The organism is Bradyrhizobium sp. CIR48, from assembly GCF_014198315.1.
In the GTDB taxonomy this organism is placed as follows: domain Bacteria; phylum Pseudomonadota; class Alphaproteobacteria; order Rhizobiales; family Xanthobacteraceae; genus Bradyrhizobium.
On sequence record NZ_JACIHG010000001.1, the window covers coordinates 753,414 to 770,975 of the forward strand.

13 protein-coding genes and 2 pseudogenes are annotated in these 17,562 nt (G+C 64.9%); 11 read left to right on the top strand and 4 right to left on the bottom strand.

Going from position 1 to position 17,562, the window contains the following annotated elements; genetic code table 11:
• Positions 1–1,182 (bottom strand): bifunctional 2-C-methyl-D-erythritol 4-phosphate cytidylyltransferase/2-C-methyl-D-erythritol 2,4-cyclodiphosphate synthase, encoded by a 1,182-nt coding sequence (locus tag GGD66_RS03715; RefSeq protein WP_018320433.1) that lies wholly within the window; start codon positions 1,180–1,182, stop codon positions 1–3.
• Positions 1,183–1,461: 279 nt separating this feature from the next.
• Between GGD66_RS03715 and dusB the strand changes: the two genes are divergently transcribed.
• Genes dusB through ntrC form a run of 3 tightly spaced genes read left to right on the top strand, consistent with a single transcriptional unit; the run spans position 1,462 to position 5,081 of the window.
• Positions 1,462–2,463, top strand: coding sequence for a tRNA dihydrouridine synthase DusB (dusB, locus tag GGD66_RS03720; RefSeq protein WP_092258252.1), 1,002 nt, complete (start codon positions 1,462–1,464; stop codon positions 2,461–2,463).
• Entirely contained in the window at positions 2,460–3,629 is a 1,170-nt protein-coding gene (locus GGD66_RS03725) for a nitrogen regulation protein NR(II) (RefSeq protein ID WP_092258633.1), read from the top strand. The genes dusB and GGD66_RS03725 overlap by 4 nt, the downstream gene beginning before the upstream one ends.
• 9 nt (positions 3,630–3,638) lie before the next feature.
• Complete coding sequence (ntrC, locus tag GGD66_RS03730) at positions 3,639–5,081, top strand: nitrogen regulation protein NR(I) (protein WP_028144677.1); 1,443 nt, start codon at positions 3,639–3,641, stop codon at positions 5,079–5,081.
• A 206-nt stretch (positions 5,082–5,287) separates the two neighbouring features.
• Here ntrC and GGD66_RS03735 read toward each other — a convergent pair whose 3' ends face one another.
• Positions 5,288–5,434 (bottom strand): hypothetical protein, encoded by a 147-nt coding sequence (locus GGD66_RS03735; RefSeq protein WP_177237179.1) that lies wholly within the window; start codon positions 5,432–5,434, stop codon positions 5,288–5,290.
• Positions 5,435–5,613: 179 nt separating this feature from the next.
• Here GGD66_RS03735 and GGD66_RS03740 point away from each other — a divergent pair, with 179 nt between their 5' ends.
• The 4 genes from GGD66_RS03740 to fabI are packed head-to-tail and all read left to right on the top strand — an operon-like array spanning position 5,614 to position 10,823.
• Complete coding sequence (locus tag GGD66_RS03740; RefSeq protein WP_183256899.1) at positions 5,614–7,830, top strand: DUF3141 domain-containing protein; 2,217 nt, start codon at positions 5,614–5,616, stop codon at positions 7,828–7,830.
• A gap of 28 nt (positions 7,831–7,858) precedes the next feature.
• Entirely contained in the window at positions 7,859–8,818 is a 960-nt protein-coding gene (locus GGD66_RS03745) for a phosphate acetyltransferase (RefSeq protein WP_183256900.1), read from the top strand.
• A 5-nt stretch (positions 8,819–8,823) separates the two neighbouring features.
• On the top strand, positions 8,824–10,038 hold the full coding sequence (locus GGD66_RS03750; protein WP_183256901.1) for an acetate/propionate family kinase: 1,215 nt from the start codon (positions 8,824–8,826) through the stop codon (positions 10,036–10,038).
• Positions 10,035–10,823 (top strand): enoyl-ACP reductase FabI, encoded by a 789-nt coding sequence (gene fabI, locus GGD66_RS03755; protein ID WP_092258245.1) that lies wholly within the window; start codon positions 10,035–10,037, stop codon positions 10,821–10,823. Before GGD66_RS03750 ends, fabI begins: the two co-directional genes overlap by 4 nt.
• 13 nt (positions 10,824–10,836) lie before the next feature.
• Here fabI and GGD66_RS03760 read toward each other — a convergent pair.
• Both GGD66_RS03760 and GGD66_RS03765 read right to left on the bottom strand, forming a co-directional pair.
• Positions 10,837–11,190, bottom strand: a pseudogene (locus GGD66_RS03760) (CoA-transferase); the annotation flags it as partial.
• Positions 11,190–11,479, bottom strand: a pseudogene (locus tag GGD66_RS03765) (CoA-transferase); the annotation flags it as partial. The pseudogenes GGD66_RS03765 and GGD66_RS03760, both read right to left, overlap by 1 nt.
• A 246-nt stretch (positions 11,480–11,725) precedes the next feature.
• Between GGD66_RS03765 and GGD66_RS03770 the strand changes: the two are divergent.
• The 4 genes from GGD66_RS03770 to hflX all read left to right on the top strand — a co-directional run bounded on the left by GGD66_RS03770 (position 11,726) and on the right by hflX (position 17,466).
• A complete protein-coding gene (locus tag GGD66_RS03770) occupies positions 11,726–14,122 on the top strand; it encodes a PAS domain-containing sensor histidine kinase (RefSeq protein ID WP_183256902.1) in 2,397 nt (798 codons plus the stop codon).
• Positions 14,123–14,140: 18 nt separating this feature from the next.
• Positions 14,141–15,511 (top strand): sigma-54 dependent transcriptional regulator, encoded by a 1,371-nt coding sequence (locus GGD66_RS03775; protein WP_018320442.1) that lies wholly within the window; start codon positions 14,141–14,143, stop codon positions 15,509–15,511.
• Between the two features lie 312 nt (positions 15,512–15,823).
• Positions 15,824–16,072: an RNA chaperone Hfq gene (gene hfq / locus GGD66_RS03780; RefSeq protein WP_007591126.1), complete on the top strand. Its 249-nt coding sequence runs from the start codon at positions 15,824–15,826 to the stop codon at positions 16,070–16,072.
• Positions 16,073–16,083: 11 nt separating this feature from the next.
• Positions 16,084–17,466 (top strand): GTPase HflX, encoded by a 1,383-nt coding sequence (gene hflX, locus GGD66_RS03785; RefSeq protein WP_183256903.1) that lies wholly within the window; start codon positions 16,084–16,086, stop codon positions 17,464–17,466.
• Positions 17,467–17,562 lie beyond the last annotated feature (96 nt).

Here is a 17,562-nt window from a genome sequence, read left to right on the forward strand (position 1 = left end):
CTAGACGCTCCAGGGAAGACGGATGGTGGCGCTCGCGGTCGCCGCGATGCCTTCCTCGCGGCCGGTGAAGCCGAGCCGCTCGCTGGTGGTCGCCTTCACCGCGACGCGCGAGACGTCGACGCCGGAAATCTCGGCGATGCGCGCACGCATGGTGTCGCGCAGCGGGCCGATCTTCGGCCGCTCGCAGATCATGGTGACCTCGAGATTGGCAACGCGGCCGCCGCGCTGGGTGACGCGCTCGATGGCGTATTTCAGGAACTGGTCGGAGGAGGCGCCCTTCCACTTGGCATCGCTCGGCGGAAAGTGCGAACCGATGTCGCCGTCGGCGAGCGCGCCGAGGATGGCATCGACCAGCGCATGCAGGCCGACGTCGCCGTCGGAATGAGCGAGAAAACCCTTGGTGTGCGGCACGCGCACGCCGCAGAGCATGAGATGGTCGCCCTCACCGAAGGCGTGCACGTCGTAGCCCGTGCCGGTCCTGATATCGCCGAGCTGGGCCGCCAGGCGCGCTTCCTCGCGCACGAAATCCTCGGGAGTGGTGAGCTTCATATTGGCAACATCGCCTTCAAAGGTTGCAACCGTCAATCCCGCCCATTCGGCAATCGCGGCATCGTCGGTGAAATCGCTGCGGCCATCCTTCGCGGCGCGACGATGCGCTTCGAGGATGACGTCGAAACGAAAGGATTGCGGCGTCTGCGCGATTCGCAGCCGCGCACGGTCCGGCGTGCCCTCGACATTGCCGCCATCGCCGGTCAGCTTGATGGTGTCGGTGACGGGAACGGCGGGGATGGCAGCGCCGGTGCGGCTCGCCGCCTCGATCGCGCGCGAGATCAATCCTTCCGAGACGAATGGGCGGGCGGCGTCGTGGATCAGCACGATGTCGGGCTCGTGCTTGACCAGCGCCTCGAGGCCGGCAAGCACCGAGGCCTGCCGGGTCGCACCGCCATTGGTCGGCGGCTCGTGCTCGAGCCCGGCGACCGCGGCCGTGAAGATGGCGCTGTCATCAGGGTTCACCACCGGCTGCACCGCAAACACGTCGGCGTGGCGGCTGAAGGCTTCCATGGCGCGGTAGATTACGGGCACGCCGCCGATCTCGCGATATTGCTTCGGCCCACCGGCGCCCGCACGCAGTCCACGCCCGGCTGCCACGAGGACGACTGCGGTGCGTTGTGATTTCGCCATAGGACTCGAATACTCAGTTGGTGATGGAGAGTCGGGAGTGGGGTGATTGCCGCATGCCTCTAGCACGGCAGGCCCGCAAAAAAAGGGGGTTTCCCCGGATTGTTGGAAACAGCAATTTGCTGCACTGCACTTGAAAGATTTGCAGAATTGTCTAAACTGTAGGCATGACGCTTGACTGCACAAGAATTGTGCGCAAGATAGGTCATGGCAGGCGCGATGAGGCCCTGCCCAGTCAACGAGAACCCCGTGACCGGTTCGGCAGTATCCGGCTCTAAGCCGTTGAAAATAGGCGATATTGATGTCGCCACCCCGGTCTTCCTGGCACCGATGTCGGGGGTGACTGACTCGCCCGTCCGCCGGTTGGCCGCCGAGCTTGGCGCCGGTCTCGTCGTGTCCGAAATGACCGCCAGCGATGAGCTCGCGAGCGGCCACCGGATGTCCCGGTTGCGTTGCGAAGCCACCGGCATCGGCCCGCACGTGGTCCAGCTCGCCGGCTGCGAGACGCATTGGATGGCGGAGGGCGCCCGGATCGCGGAAGCCGAGGGCGCCGATATCATCGACATCAACATGGGCTGTCCGGCCCGCCACGTCACCGGCGGTCAGTCCGGCTCGGCCTTGATGCGCGACCTCGACCATGCCGTCAGCCTGATCGATGCGACCATCGCGGCGGTGAAGGTGCCGGTGACGCTGAAGATGCGGCTCGGCTGGGACGACCGCAGCCGCAACGCGCCGGAACTGGCGCGGCGCGCGGAAGCCGCCGGCGTCAAGCTCGTCACGGTGCATGGCCGCACCCGCAGCCAGTTCTACAAGGGCGAGGCCGATTGGGATGCGATCCGCGCCGTGCGCGAGGCCACCTGCCTTCCGCTCGTCGTCAACGGCGACATCACTTCCTACGAGAAAGCGCTCGCGGCGCTCGAAGCCTCCGGCGCCGACGCCGTGATGATCGGCCGCGGCGCGCAGGGCCAGCCCTGGCTGCCCGGTCAGATCGGCCGCCGCCTGCAGGGCGGGGCTGAGGAGGCTGGGCCCTCGCTGGAAACGCAGCTGCATTATGTCCGCACGCTCTATGAGGGCGTCTGCGCGCTCTACGGTCTGCGCATCGGCCTCAGGCATGCCCGCAAGCATCTGGGCTGGGCGCTCGATGTCGCAGCCGAGGTAAGCCGCGCGCCGGCCGAAAAGCTGAAATCCTGGCGCCAGAAGATCCTCACCGCGGAAGATCCGCGCCTCGTCCACCAGTCGCTGCAGGATGCCTTCGACGACTTCGGATGGAGCGCTGCTGCATGAGCTCCGCCGCTGAACATCGCCGGCCGTCCGACAGCGACGCGATCCTGGATGCCTTGCCCAATCCCGTGCTCATGATCGGGCCGGACGGCAAGATCGTCGCCGCCAATATCGCGACCGAGGCCTTCTTCGACATCTCGACGCAGTTCCTGAAGCGGCAGTCGCTGAAAGAGCTGGTGCCGTTCGGCAGCCCCTTGCTGGCGCTGATCGACCAGGTGCGCTCGTCGAATTCGCCGGTCAACGAATACAAGGTCGATCTGGGCACGCCGCGCATGGGCGGCGACCGGCAGGTCGATCTGCATGTCGCGCCGCTGACCGAGCGGCCCGGCCATATCGTGGTGATGCTCCAGGAGCGCTCCATCGCCGACAAGATGGACCGCCAGCTCACCCATCGCAGCGCGGCGCGCTCGGTGATCGCGCTGGCCGCGATGCTGGCGCACGAGATCAAGAATCCGCTCTCCGGCATCCGCGGCGCGGCGCAGCTTCTCGAGCAGCAGGCCTCGTCCGAGGACCGCATGCTGACGCGCCTGATCTGCGACGAGGCCGACCGCATCGTGACGCTGGTCGACCGCATGGAGGTGTTCGGCGACGAGCGCCCCGTATTGCGCGGCCCCGTCAACATCCATTCGGTGCTCGACCACGTCAAGCGGCTGGCGCAGTCCGGCTTTGCCCGCAACATCCGCTTCATCGAGGACTACGATCCCTCGCTGCCGCCGGTGCTGGCGAACCAGGACCAGTTGATCCAGGTGTTCCTCAATCTCGTGAAGAATGCCGCAGAAGCCCTGATCGACATCCCCGACGCCGAGATCCAGCTCACCACCGCGTTCCGCCCCGGCGTGCGCCTGTCAGTCCCCGGTCAAAAATCCCGGGTATCCTTGCCGCTCGAATTCTGCGTGAAGGACAACGGACCAGGCGTGCCGGACGATCTTCTGCCCAACCTGTTCGATCCCTTCGTGACCACCAAGCAGACCGGCTCGGGCCTGGGCCTTGCGCTGGTCGCCAAGATCGTCGGCGATCACGGGGGCATCATCGAATGCGAATCTCAGCCGCGCAAGACCACCTTCCGCGTGCTGATGCCGATGTATTCCACATCGGTGAAACATGCCGATCAAAGCAGTCGCGCCGACTCTGCCGGGAAGCCGTCGCCTGCGTCACAGGGGGCGAAATGAGGATTAACGATGCCCGCAGGTAGCATTCTCGTAGCAGATGACGATACCGCCATCCGCACCGTTCTCAATCAGGCACTGTCCCGCGCCGGCTACGAAGTGCGGCTGACCGGCAATGCCGCAACGCTGTGGCGCTGGGTCAGCCAGGGGGAGGGCGATCTCGTCATCACCGACGTGGTGATGCCGGACGAAAACGCCTTCGACCTCTTGCCGCGGATCAAGAAGATGCGGCCGAATCTGCCCGTCATCGTCATGAGCGCGCAGAACACCTTCATGACGGCGATCCGCGCCTCCGAGCGCGGGGCGTACGAATATCTGCCGAAGCCGTTCGACCTCAAGGAGCTGATTGCCATCGTCGGCCGCGCGCTGGCCGAGCCGAAGGAGCGGGTCTCGACCCCCGACGAGGACGCCGAGATGGAGGCGATCCCGCTGGTCGGCCGCTCGCCGGCGATGCAGGAAATCTACCGCGTGCTGGCGCGGCTGATGCAGACCGATCTCACCGTGATGATCACGGGCGAGTCCGGCACCGGCAAGGAACTGGTGGCGCGCGCGCTGCACGATTACGGCAAGCGCCGCAACGGCCCGTTCGTCGCGGTCAACATGGCGGCGATCCCGCGCGACCTCATCGAATCCGAACTGTTCGGCCATGAGCGCGGCGCCTTCACCGGCGCCAACACCCGCGCCTCCGGCCGGTTCGAGCAGGCCGAGGGCGGCACGCTGTTTCTCGACGAAATCGGCGACATGCCGATGGAGGCGCAGACGCGATTGCTGCGCGTGCTGCAGCAGGGCGAATACACCACCGTCGGCGGCCGCACCCCGATCAAGACCGACGTGCGTATCGTCGCGGCCTCCAACAAGGATCTGCGCGTCCTGATCCAGCAGGGCCTGTTCCGGGAAGATTTGTTCTTCCGCCTCAACGTCGTGCCGCTGCGGCTGCCGCCGCTCCGCGAGCGCATCGAGGATTTGCCCGATCTCATCCGTCACTTCTTCGCGCTGGCCGAGAAGGACGGCCTGCCGCCGAAGAAGCTCGACGTGCTGGCGCTGGAGCGGCTGAAGCAGCACCGCTGGCCCGGCAACGTCCGCGAGCTGGAAAACCTCGCCCGGCGCCTCGCCGCGCTCTATCCGCAGGACGTGATCACGGCTTCCGTCATCGATGGCGAGCTGGCGCCGCCCTCGGTCAGCCCGGGCGCCGCGGTCCAGCAGGGCGTCGACAATCTCGGCGGCGCAGTGGAGGCCTATCTGTCCTCGCACTTCCAGGGCTTTCCCAACGGCGTGCCGCCGCCCGGCCTCTATCACCGCATCCTCAAGGAGATCGAGGTGCCGCTGCTCACGGCCGCGCTCGCCGCCACCCGCGGCAACCAGATCCGCGCCGCCGACCTGCTCGGCCTCAACCGCAACACGCTGCGCAAGAAGATCCGGGATCTCGACATCCAGGTCTATCGGAGCGGGGGCTAGTTCCCTCGCGACAAACGCTAAACGCGTTTACGCGGACGGTGGCTCAGCTCCCCCTACCAAAGCGGAGCTGAGCCTGTCCGGATCGCGCTGGCCGTTTTGGCTGACGCGGTGAGCAGAAGTCGGAATGGGGCCGAAATGTTCCGCGGTCACACATGTTCCGCGGTCACACAAGGGTGAGGCATTCAGTCGCCCGCGACCGCGATCCATCACCTGAACAGTCGCTCGGTCGACGGCATCAGGCGCGCTACGTCTGTCGTCGGCTCCTGCAGACCGGGACCGTTGACCAGCAGATCGGACGCCACGATCAGCAGCAGAACGGCAGAAACCATTATCGCGAGGAAGAACCTATCCATGCCATGTCAAGCCGGAATGGCCGGAAACAGTTCCCCCGTCTGACATTATCGATCTACCTCTAGAAGGTTCCAAGATCTGGCGTCCCGCTATGCCGGAAACCGCTGACCGTTGACCTATGTCAACGTCGCCGGTGACATCTCTCCTTGAGTGGCCTCGCACACAACGAGGTCAGATTGCGATGGAAAATCTGAAGCCGCCTGCCGGTCCCATGTCGGAGTTAGTCGCCTCCGCCGTGGAGTATCTGGTCGATGCCGGACAGCGGAGCGTGTTGTTTCTGGACATCATGCGCCAGCGCGGCGACCAATATCGCGAGCACCTCGCGCAGACCGCGCCGCATGTGCTGCAATATGCCGCCGAGTTGATCACGGACGGCCGCAAACTCGACGAGCCTGTCAACTACGCGCTCGTACGCATCATCCCGCCCAAGAATGTCGCGATCGACATGTTGCGGCGGCCGTTCGTCGTCGTCGATCCGCGCGCCGGCCATGGTCCCGGCATCGGCGGCTTCAAGGCGGACAGCGAAATCGGTGTCGCGATGCAGGCGGGACATCCCTGCTACTTCATCGGGTTTCTGCCCGAACCCATGCCCGGCCAGACGATCGAGCGCATCGCGCGAGCCGAAGCGAAGTTTCTTGAAACTGTCATCAGCCGTCACCCCGACGCCGACGGCAAGCCTTGCGTCATCGGCAATTGTCAGGCCGGCTGGGCGATCATGATCCTGGCGTCGCTACGGCCGGAGCTGTTCGGACCGCTGATCATCGCCGGCGCGCCGCTCGCTTATTGGGCGGGCGTGCATGGCAAATACCCGATGCGCTATTCCGGCGGCCTCTTGGGCGGAAGCTGGCTGACGGCGCTGACGAGCGATCTCGGTGCCGGCAAGTTCGACGGCGCCTGGCTGGTGCAGAATTTCGAGAACCAGAACCCCTCGAACACACTCTGGACCAAGCAATACAACGTCTATTCCAAAGTCGACACCGAGGCCGAGCGCTATCTCGACTTCGAACGCTGGTGGGGCGGGCACGTCAATCTCAACGCCGAGGAGATCCAGTTCATCGTCGATGAGCTGTTCATCGGCAACAATCTCGCCGCCGGCCGGATCGAAATGTCGGACGGGGAGAAGGTCGACCTGCGCAATATCCGATCGCCGATCGTGGTGTTCTGCTCCAAGGGCGACAACGTCACCCCGCCGCAGCAGGCGCTGGACTGGATTTGCGACTGCTACGCCGACGTCAATGAGATCAGGGCATATGGCCAGACCATCGTTTACACCATCCACGAAAGCATCGGTCATCTCGGGATCTTCGTGTCCGGAGGCGTCGCCAAGAAAGAGCATTCCGAGTTCTCCAGCAACATCGATCTGATCGACGTGCTCCCGCCCGGGCTCTACGAGGCGACGTTCGAGGCGAGGGGCAGCGAGACGCTCAACGCCGACCTTGCAACGGGACAATGGGTAATGCGTTGCGAGGCCCGTACGCTCGACGACATCCGGGCCATGGGCGGCAATTCCCCCGAGGATGAGCGGCGGTTCGCCACCGCCAAGCGCATCTCGGAGCTCAATCTTGCAGCCTATCAGAAATTCGTGCAGCCCTGGATCAAGAAGATGGTGACGCCACAGGCGGCCAACTGGGCGCGCGAGATGCATCCGCTACGCATGCAATATGAGGCTTTCAGCAGTCAGAATCCATGGATGTCCATGGTGAAGGCGGCGGCCGATCGCGCCGAAGAGAAGCGCAGGCCGGTGTCGCAAGACAATCCGTTCCTGGCCTTCCAGGAGCATGTGTCGAAGCAGATTGTGCATGCGCTCGACAGCTGGCGCGATGCCCAGGAGGCGCTGAGCGAGACCGTCTTCCTCAACGTCTATGGCTCACCTGCGCTCCAGGCCGCTGTCGGCATCGACCCCAACGCCGAGTCAACGCGGCGCCGTGAGATGTCGGACGAGCATCGCGCCATGCTCGAAAGCAGGATTGCGGAGTTGAGGGCGAAGATTGGTGACGGTGGCCTGCGGGAGGCTGCTATCCGCGCGCTGCTCTATGTCGGCTCCGCGCGCGGCATGGTGGACGAGCGCAGCATCGAGGCGCTGCGCCAGGTTAGGCGCGACCATGCCGGCTCCCGGATGACCCTGTCCGCATTCAAGATGCTGGTACGCGAGCAGTTCTTCATGCTGCTGCTCGACCGCGAGGGCGCCTTGGCGGCCATTCCAAGGTTGTTGCCCGAGGACATGAACCAGCGGCGCGCGGCCTTTGAGGCGATGTGCGAGGTGCTCTCGGCAAGCGCGGACATCACCGGCGAGCGCGCCAATCGCCTGAGGCGAGTCGCCGAGTTATTTGGCCTGGACGGAGAGGGCGAGATGACGTCGAACGTCGCGCCATTCGATCCCCAGGCAAGAGCGTCGTAGCGTGGTTGACGAAAGCGGGAGTGACCTGATGTCGACCGATATGACGCACGAAACCGGCGGCAAGTACGACCGGCTGATCGCGGCGGCGAGGGCTGCGCCTCCGACAGCGACGGTCGTCGTGCACCCCTGCGACGAGACCTCGCTACGCGGGGCGGTCGACAGCGCCAGCGCGGGGATCATTCGACCGATCCTGGTCGGGCCGGAAGGGAAGATCAGAGACACCGCCGCGAGGTTCGATCTGGACGTATCAAGCTTCGAGATCGTGGATGCCGCCCATAGTGACGACGCCGCGGCCAAGGGCGTCGAGCTCATCCATGCCGCCAGAGGCGAGCTGTTGATGAAGGGCAGCCTTCACACCGACGAGTTGATGCGCGCGGTCACGGCAAAGACCGGCGGCCTGCGCACGGATCGGCGCATCAGCCATGTCTTCGTCATGGATGTCCCGGCCTATGCCGAGACGATTTTCGTCACCGACGCCGCGATCAACATCTTTCCCGATCTCGATGCCAAGCGCGACATCATCCAGAACGCGATCGATCTCTACAATCACGCCGGGTTTGGCCAAACGCCGCGCGTGGCGATCCTGTCGGCGGTCGAGACCGTGACGTCCAAAATTCCCTCGACCATCGAAGCCGCCGCCCTGTGCAAGATGGCCGATCGCGGCCAGATCAGCGGCGGCGTGCTCGACGGTCCCCTGGCGTTCGACAACGCCATCGACCCGGAAGCGGCACGCATCAAGGGCATCGAGTCCGAGGTCGCCGGCCGCGCACAGATCCTGGTCGTTCCAGATCTGGAGTCCGGCAACATGCTGGCCAAGAATCTCGCCTATTTCGCCAAGGCGGATGGTGCCGGCATCGTTCTTGGCGCGCGGGTACCCGTCGTCCTGACGTCGCGCGCCGATACACCGCGTGCGCGCATGGCCTCGTGTGCGGTGGCGGCGCTCTACGCGCGCGCCCGGCGCCAGAAGGCGCCGTCAGTGGCCGCGTGATCGCCATGGACACGATCCTGGTCGTCAATGCCGGCTCTTCGAGCGTCAAGTTTCAGGTCTATTCGGCGTTGGGCGACGGTGCGCTCCGGCGTCAGATCAAGGGACAAATGGATGGCATCGGCAGCCGCCCGCGCCTGCGCGCCAGCGGTGCGAGCGGCGATGCGCTGGCCGATCGCGCCTATTCGGTTGAAGCTGTGCCCGATGTGCCCGCCGCCATGTCGGTTGCCGGCAACTGGCTGCGCGACGAGCTTCGGATTACGCCGATCGCGGTCGGTCATCGCGTCGTTCATGGCGGGCCGGACCATGTCCGCCCGGTCCTGATCGACCACGGCGTCGTCTCCCGCCTCGAACGCCTTGTCAGCTTGGCGCCACTGCATCAGCCGCACAATCTCGCGCCGATCCGCTCGCTGCTCGCGAATTTCCCTGGGCTGCCGCAGGTGGCGTGCTTCGACACGGCATTTCACCGCACGCATGATCTCGTCGCCGATCACTATGCGATTCCGCAGCAGCTCTATGCCGAGGGTGTGCGGCGCTACGGTTTTCACGGGCTCTCCTACGAATACATCGCCCGGACGCTGCCCGGTGTGGCGCCTGAGATCGCCAAGGGGCGGGTTATCGTTGCCCATCTCGGCAGCGGCGCCTCGATGTGCGCGATCAAGGAGGGGCGCAGCGTCGAGAGTACCATGGGCTTCACCGCGCTCGACGGGCTGCCGATGGGAACGCGTCCAGGGCAGATCGATCCCGGGGTCATCCTCTATCTCATCGCCGAGAAGGGCATGCCGGCCGCGAAGGTGCAGGACTTCCTCTATCGGGACTGCGGTCTGAAGGGGCTTTCCGGCGTCAGCAACGACATGCGCGAGCTGGAAGCGAGCACCGATCCGCGTGCGCGGCTCGCGATCGACCATTTCGTCTACCGGATCGGCCTCAACGCGGGCATGCTTGCCGCGGCCTTGCAGGGCCTGGATGCCTTCGTCTTCACTGCCGGTATCGGGGAGAACTCGGCATCGATCCGCGCACGTATCGCTGAGCAGCTCGGTTGGCTCGGCGTCCGCCTCGATGCCGGTGAGAACGCCCGCCATGCGCCCCTGATCTCGGCAGCCGACAGCCGCGTCCCCGTCTACGTCATTCCGACCGACGAGGAGCTGATGATCGCACAGCACACGCTATCGCTATTGATGGACGGTCAGTTGATCAACACGAGACCTAAGAGGGTGTCATGATCCCAGTATTTCCGGACAGCAAGGTGGCCCTGAAGGGAAAGAAGGGACTGATCGTCGGCATCGCCAACGACCAGTCGATCGCCTGGGGATGTGCGCGCGCGTTTCGTGCACTGGGGGCTGATCTCGCGGTGACCTATCTGAACGACCGCGCCAAAAAGCATGTCGAGCCGCTGGCGCAGGCGCTGGAAGCGCCGATCTTCATGCCGCTGGACGTGATGGCCGAAGGGCAGACCGAGGCGGTGTTCGAGCGCATCGCGTCGGAATGGGGGCAGCTCGATTTCATGCTTCATTCCATCGCCTTCTCGCCGAAGGAAGCGCTGCACGGCCGTGTTGTCGACGTCGGCCGTGACGGCTTCCTCAAGACCATGGATGTCTCATGCTGGTCGTTCTTGCGGATGGCTCATCTCGCCGAGCCGCTGATGAAGAACGGCGGCACGCTTTTCACCATGACCTATTACGGCAGCCAGATGGTGGTGGAGAATTACAACGTGATGGGTGTCGCGAAAGCCGCGCTGGAAGCCTCGGTCCGCTATATCGCCGCGGAGCTCGGCCCGAAGGGCATTCGCGTGCACGCGATCTCGCCGGGTCCGCTGGCCACCCGCGCGGCTTCGGGGATTCCCGAGTTCGATGAGCTCATGGACAAGGCGCAGTCGAAGGCGCCGGCGCGGAGTCTCGTCAGCATCGACGATGTCGGGAACGCCACCGCGTTCCTCGCGCTCGACGGCGCCAAGCTGATCACGGGCGGCGTGCTCTACATCGACGGCGGCTATCACATCATCGATTGAGGCCGCCGACGGATCAGACGTTCATTCCCGGGACGTTGTCGGGAACAGCGAGCTCGGCTTCAGTGAGCGCGATGACCTCGCCGACGCTGACCCCGGGCGCGGTCTCCAGCAGCGTCGCCCTGCCGCCGGAGAAGCCGATCACGGCCATGTCCGTGACGACGAGATCGACCGACCGCGCCGAGGTCAGGGGCAGGGTGCATTGGGCGACGATCTTCGACTTGCCCCTGACCGCGTGCTGCATGGCGACGATGACGCGCCTGGCGCCGCTGACGAGGTCCATCGCCCCGCCCATTCCGGGCACCATCTTGCCGGGGATCATCCAGTTGGCGAGGCGGCCCTGCGCGTCGACTTGGAGGCCGCCGAGCACGGCACATGATCGACCTTGATCTCGCTCGTCAGCATCTGCTGCTGGGCCTTGGGATTGAGCCCGATATGCGTCGCGGTCAGACGCGACACGAGCGATGCGTCAAACAACTTGCCGACGCCTTTGCCCGGGAGGCGGCATCGTTGCAGATCGCCGAGAATCCGGTCTTCTGCTGCCGGACCATTTCATCGAGCAAGCGCTCCGGTGTTCCAATACCCATGAAGCCGCCGACCATCACGCTGGCGCCAGCGGGAATCATCGCAACGGCTTCTTCAACGGCCACAGCCTTCATGGGTGGAACTCCGGTCGGGCATGAGCCACATTGGCGCGAGCGGCCACCGAGCACTCTTGATCTGCGTCAAGGCTCGCCCTCGTTCGCGAATGACGATGCCGGTGCCACGCGCCGCGCCAGAGCTGTGGATGCGCCGGTCCGCCGCGGCGGGGGCGCCGCGGAATTGTCGCAATTCGGCAACAATGTGGTACGAATACATCAGTATCCGCCCATCGCGGACCCGTTTTCAGCACCACCATTGCCGGAATGACCAGCGCAGACACCTCGGCCGCACACTTTGACACGACACCAGCGGAAGAGCCCCGGCGTTGGTCGGCGCGGCGCTGGCTGGCGCCCTTTGCCGTGGCGCTGGCGCTGCTCTCGGCCTTCCTGACCTTCCTGGTTCTGACCGGCCTGACCACGATCGAGCCGACGCCGGCGGTGGTCCGCTCGATCTACCTGACCAACGCGGCCACGATCCTGTTGCTGGTCGGGATCATCATCCGCGAGCTCTGGCAGCTGATCCTGGCGCGGCGGCGGGGCAGGGCGGCGGCGCGGCTCCATGTCCAGGTCGTCAGCCTGTTCTCGATCGTGGCGGTGCTGCCGGCGGTGCTGGTCGCCGTCGTCGCCAACGTCACCATCGAACGCGGCCTCGACCGGCTGTTCTCCGGCCCGACCAAAGAGGTGATCCAGAATTCGCTGACGATCGCGCGGGCCTATATGCAGGACCATGCGCAGCTGATCCGCGGCGACATTCTCGGCATGGCCAACGACATCGCGCATGCCCGGCCGCTCTACGACCAGGATCGCCGCTCGTTCCGGGAGATGCTGAGCGCCAGCGCCAGTTCCCGCAACCTGCCGGGCGCGATGATCATCGACAAGAACACCAACATCCTGGAATCCGCCGACACCGGCATGCGGCTCGCCTATTCGCCGCCCGCGTCCGACTTCCTCAGCAACGTCAACGAGTCAGAGCCCGAGATCGCGGTCCTTCCCGATGCGAGCTTCGTGGCCGCGGTGATCCGGCTGCGCGCCTTCAGCGACACCTTCCTCTATGTCGCCCGTCCGCTTGATCCGAACGTCGTCAATCAGCTCAAGCAGACCGAGGTCAGCGTCGCCGAATACGCCCAGATCGAGTCGCGCCGGCTCGGCATCCAGGTTGCCTTTGCGCTGATGTTCGCCGTGATCGCGCTGACCATCCTGATGGCCTCGGTGCTGATCGGCCTGAACTTCGCCAATTCACTGGTCTCGCCGATCCGGCGGCTGATGAACGCGGCCCACACGGTCTCGACCGGCGACCTCCATGTCCAGGTGCCGGTGCACCAGTCGGAAGGCGATCTCGCGCAGTTAGGCGAGACCTTCAACAAGATGACGCAGGAATTGCGCAGCCAGCGCGATGAGCTCGTCAACGCCAGCGACCTGATCGACAGCCGCCGTCGCTTCATCGAAGCGGTGCTGTCCTCCGCAAGCGCCGGCATCATCGGCGTCGATGCTTCCAGCAGCGTCGGCATTTTGAACCGCTCGGCCGAGAAACTGATCGGGCACTCCGAGGCGGAGACGCTTGGTCATCCGCTCTCCGACGTGCTGCCCGAGCTCGACGAGATGATGAAGGCGGCGCGGGAAGGGAGCCAGCGTCTGGTGCAGGGCCAGATCACGATCACCCGCGACGGCACCGAGCGCAATCTCTCGGTCCGCGTCAGCGCCGAGAAGAACCAGCCGCATGACAGCTACATCATCACGCTCGACGACATCACCGAGCTGGTCTCAGCGCAGCGCACCTCGGCCTGGGGCGACGTGGCGCGCCGCATCGCGCATGAGATCAAGAACCCGCTGACGCCGATCCAGCTTTCGGCCGAGCGCATTCGCCGCAAGTTCGGCAAGGGCATCACCGAGGCCAAGGACAAGCAGATCTTCGAGCAGTGCACCGACACCATCGTGCGCCAGGTCGACGACATCAGGCGCATGGTCGACGAGTTCTCGCGCTTTGCGCGGATGCCGAAGCCGGTGATGGAAGGCGAGGACGTCGCCGACACCGTGCGGCAGGCCGTGTTCCTGATGAAGGTCGCCCATCCCGAGATCGATATCGAGGCCGAATTCAAAGACGATCCGCTCCGCGCCCAGTTCGACCGGCGGCTGATCTCGCAGGCCGTCACCAACATCGTCAAGAACGCCACCGAGGCGATTGAGCAGGTCCCGGCGGAGGAGCTGGGCAAAGGCCGCATCGACGTGGTCGTGTCGCGCGAGGGCGAGGACGTTCTGATCGACGTCATCGACAACGGCATCGGCCTGCCCAAGGTCGCGCGCTCGCGGCTGCTCGAGCCCTATGTCACGACGCGCGCCAAAGGCACCGGCCTTGGCCTTGCGATCGTCGGCCGCGTGCTGGAAGACCATGGCGGGCGCATCGAGCTGAAGGATGCTTCCGACTTCCGCGAGGGCCAGCGCGGCGCCTGGATGCGGATGCGCTTCGCAGTCTCCGGCCAGCCGGCGAAGTCCGAGGGAGCCGAGCAGGCCCCGGCGGCCGCGGTCAAGGACGCAACCGGCGAAGAGGCCGGCGCTCCTGTCAAGGACCCGGCGCAGGAAACAAAAGAGCTGGCGGCCGAAACCAAAGAGGCCGCTGAAAAGACCAATGATTCAACGAAAATCGAAGCCTCAACAGGCAGCTGACAAGACAGGGCGCGACCCATGGCAAGTGAAATTCTGATTGTCGATGATGAGGCCGATATTCGGGATCTCGTCGCAGGCATTCTCGAGGACGAGGGTTTTGTCACGCGGACTGCGCGCGACAGCGACTCTGCACTGGCTGAAATCGCCAACCGGCGGCCGCATCTGGTGTTCCTCGACATCTGGCTGCAGGGCTCCAAGCTCGACGGCTTGCAGCTCCTGGAGCAGGTCAAGAAGGACAATGCCGACCTGCCGGTCGTGATGATCTCCGGCCACGGCAACATCGAGACCGCGGTGGCCGCGATCAAGCGCGGCGCCTACGACTTCATCGAGAAGCCGTTCAAGGCCGACCGGCTGATCCTGGTCGCGACCAGGGCGCTGGAGAACTCGCGGCTCAAGCGCGAGGTCAAGGAGCTGAAGCAGCTGGCGCCGAGCGCTAGCCAGCTCGTCGGCCGCTCGCCGAGCATGAACCAGTTGCGCCAGACCATCGAGCGCGCGGCCAAGGCCAACAGCCGCATCCTGATCGTCGGTCCCGCCGGCGCCGGCAAGGAATTGACGGCGCGCACGTTGCATACGGCCTCGGGCCGCGCCGACGGTCCCTTCGTCGTCATCAACGCCGCCGCGATCACGCCCGAGCGCATGGAGCACGAGCTGTTCGGCGTGGAGCAGTCCAACGGCGAACAGGCGCGCAAGCCCGGCGCGCTCGAGGAAGCCCATGGCGGCACGCTGTTCATCGACGAGATCGCGGACATGCCGCGCGAGACCCAGAACAAGATCCTGCGGGTCCTGGTGGAGCAATCGTTCCAGCGCGTCGGCGGCACCGCCAAGGTGCAGGTCGACGTCCGCATCATCTCCTCGACCGCGCGCAATCTCGAAGAGGAGATTGCGGCCGGCCATTTCCGCGAGGACCTCTATCATCGCCTCTCGGTGGTGCCGATCCGCGTGCCTGCGCTGTCGGAGCGGCGCGAGGACATTCCGGAACTGATCGACTATTTCATGGAGCAGATCTCGGCCGGTAGCGGCCTGCCCAAGCGGCAGATCGGCCAGGACGCGATGGCGGTGCTGCAATCGCATGTCTGGCCGGGCAATGTGCGCCAGCTCCGCAACAACGTTGAAAGAGTCATGATTCTCGCCGCCGGCGGACCGGAGGTCATCATCACGGCCGACATGTTGCCGCAGGACGTCGGCTCCATGGTGCCGGCGATGCCGACCAGCAACAATGGCGAGCACATCATGGGCCTGCCGCTGCGTGAGGCGCGCGAGGTGTTCGAGCGCGACTATTTGATTGCACAGATCAGCCGTTTTTCAGGAAATATTTCTCGCACAGCCGAGTTCGTTGGCATGGAACGGTCGGCGCTGCATCGAAAGTTGAAAGCGCTCGGTGTCGGCTAGCGCGTGCTCGTGCGAAGCGGATACCGGCTCGCATTGGGAAAACGCCGTCAGAACAAGATCTAACGCCGCGACGTTGCGGCGACACCTTTGAATAAAACGAGGAAATTCATCGATTTCCGTAGTTTTTCGGGGCAATACGGCGCCCGCTGCCGCGTGAAGCGGCTTGCCTAATAGGTCCACCTGTCCTCTAATTGCACAGCTGTTCCTTCCGAGGGGGATCTCATGAGGAACGGCAACCGGGAGAGGCTCCAAACTTCACAAAGAGGGCCGCAACCGGCGCAATAAAAAGAAACTCAAAGCGAGAAAAAAACAATGGCGGCAGACCGCGCACAAAACCTACAGGACACCTTCCTTAATCACGTTCGCAAAACCAAGACGCCACTGACGATCTTTCTGGTCAACGGAGTGAAGCTCCAGGGCATCGTGACCTGGTTCGACAATTTCTGTCTACTGCTTCGGCGCGACGGTCATTCGCAGCTCGTCTACAAGCATGCGATCTCGACCATCATGCCGGGTGCGCCGATCCAGTTGTTCGAAGGCGGCGAGGATCAGCCGGCTTGAGAGTGATCTGATTGGACCCCCGGAATTTCGACGGGGATGCCGACCGTCCGCGGTCGGCAGGGGCTAAGCAGACGGGGCGGGTGCTTGTCATCGGTCCCTATTTGCGGGTGCGCGCAGGCGGTGCCGACGCGCAATCGGAGACTCATATCCAGCGCAACGCCGAGGCCCGGCTCGATGAAGCCGCCGGCCTCGCGCGTGCGATTGATCTCGTCATTGCCGACGCCATCGTCGCGCCCATCAGCCAGATCCGCCCCGCGACCTATATCGGCAAGGGCAAGGTCGAAGAGATCGCGGCGCTGGCCAAGAGCCTCGACGTCGAGCTCGTGGTGATGGACTGCGCGCTGGCACCGATCCAGCAGCGCAACCTCGAAAAGGAACTGCACGCCAAGGTGCTCGATCGCACCGGTCTCATCCTGGAAATCTTCGGACGCCGCGCCAAGACCAAGGAAGGCTCGCTCCAGGTCGAGCTCGCGCATCTCAACTACCAGCGCTCGCGCCTGGTGCGCTCATGGACCCATCTGGAGCGCCAGCGCGGCGGCTTCGGCTTCATGGGCGGTCCCGGCGAGACCCAGATCGAAGCCGACCGCCGCCTGATCCAGGAGCGCATCTCCAAGCTCGAGGGCGAGCTGAAGAAGGTGCAGGCGACGCGGCGGCTGCATCGCGCCGGCCGCCAGCGCGTGCCATATCGCGTCGTCGCGCTGGTCGGCTACACCAATGCCGGCAAGTCGACGCTGTTCAACCGCCTGACGCGTGCCGACGTGCAGGCCGCCGACATGCTGTTCGCAACCCTCGACCCCACGCTGCGCGCACTCAACCTGCCGCATGGCGGCAAGGCGATGCTGTCGGACACCGTCGGTTTCATCTCCAACCTGCCGACCCAGCTCGTCGCCGCCTTCCGCGCCACGCTGGAGGAGGTGCTGGAGGCCGACGTCATCCTGCATGTGCGCGATATCTCGCATGAGGATGCCGAGGCGCAGCAGAGCGACGTCGATGCCGTGCTGCGCCAGCTCGGCATCAACCCCGATGATTCCGGCCGCATCATCGAGGTCTGGAACAAGATCGACCGCTACGATGCCGAGCAGCGCGAAGAGCTCCTGAACATCGCCGCACGCAGGCCGGAGGATCATCCGGCGATGCTCGTCTCCGCCGTGTCGGGCGAGGGCGTCGACGCGCTGCTCGCCGCGATCGAGCAGCGGCTGGCGGCCAAGCGCACCACGCTCGATCTCTCGATCGACGCCGCCGACGGCGCCGGCATCAGCTGGCTGCACCGCAATGCCGAGGTGCTGGCGAAAGAGCTGCACGACGGCCGTTTTGATATGACCGTGCGGGTGGACGAGACCAAGCGGGACATCGTGGTGTCGCGGTTTGATGCGGTGCCGCGCCTTCCTGCGTAACAGCTGTCGTCTCGGACAAACGCAGCGCTCGTAGGGTGGGCAAAGGCGCGTGAGTGCCGTGCCCACCATTTGCCCGTTGTTGAAAGGCGTGGGCAC

Excerpts from the sequence above, each read along its gene's own strand:
- GGD66_RS03770 (WP_183256902.1), top strand. The coding sequence starts at position 11,726 with ATGACCAGCGCAGACACCTCGGCCGCACACTTTGACACGACACCAGCG.
- GGD66_RS03735 (WP_177237179.1), bottom strand. The coding sequence starts at position 5,434 with ATGGATAGGTTCTTCCTCGCGATAATGGTTTCTGCCGTTCTGCTGCTG.
- GGD66_RS03715 (WP_018320433.1), bottom strand. The coding sequence starts at position 1,182 with ATGGCGAAATCACAACGCACCGCAGTCGTCCTCGTGGCAGCCGGGCGT.
- GGD66_RS03740 (WP_183256899.1), top strand. The coding sequence starts at position 5,614 with ATGGAAAATCTGAAGCCGCCTGCCGGTCCCATGTCGGAGTTAGTCGCC.
- ntrC (WP_028144677.1), top strand. The coding sequence starts at position 3,639 with ATGCCCGCAGGTAGCATTCTCGTAGCAGATGACGATACCGCCATCCGC.
- GGD66_RS03750 (WP_183256901.1), top strand. The coding sequence starts at position 8,824 with ATGGACACGATCCTGGTCGTCAATGCCGGCTCTTCGAGCGTCAAGTTT.
- GGD66_RS03775 (WP_018320442.1), top strand. The coding sequence starts at position 14,141 with ATGGCAAGTGAAATTCTGATTGTCGATGATGAGGCCGATATTCGGGAT.
- hfq (WP_007591126.1), top strand. The coding sequence starts at position 15,824 with ATGGCGGCAGACCGCGCACAAAACCTACAGGACACCTTCCTTAATCAC.
- fabI (WP_092258245.1), top strand. The coding sequence starts at position 10,035 with ATGATCCCAGTATTTCCGGACAGCAAGGTGGCCCTGAAGGGAAAGAAG.
- GGD66_RS03745 (WP_183256900.1), top strand. The coding sequence starts at position 7,859 with ATGTCGACCGATATGACGCACGAAACCGGCGGCAAGTACGACCGGCTG.
- GGD66_RS03725 (WP_092258633.1), top strand. The coding sequence starts at position 2,460 with ATGAGCTCCGCCGCTGAACATCGCCGGCCGTCCGACAGCGACGCGATC.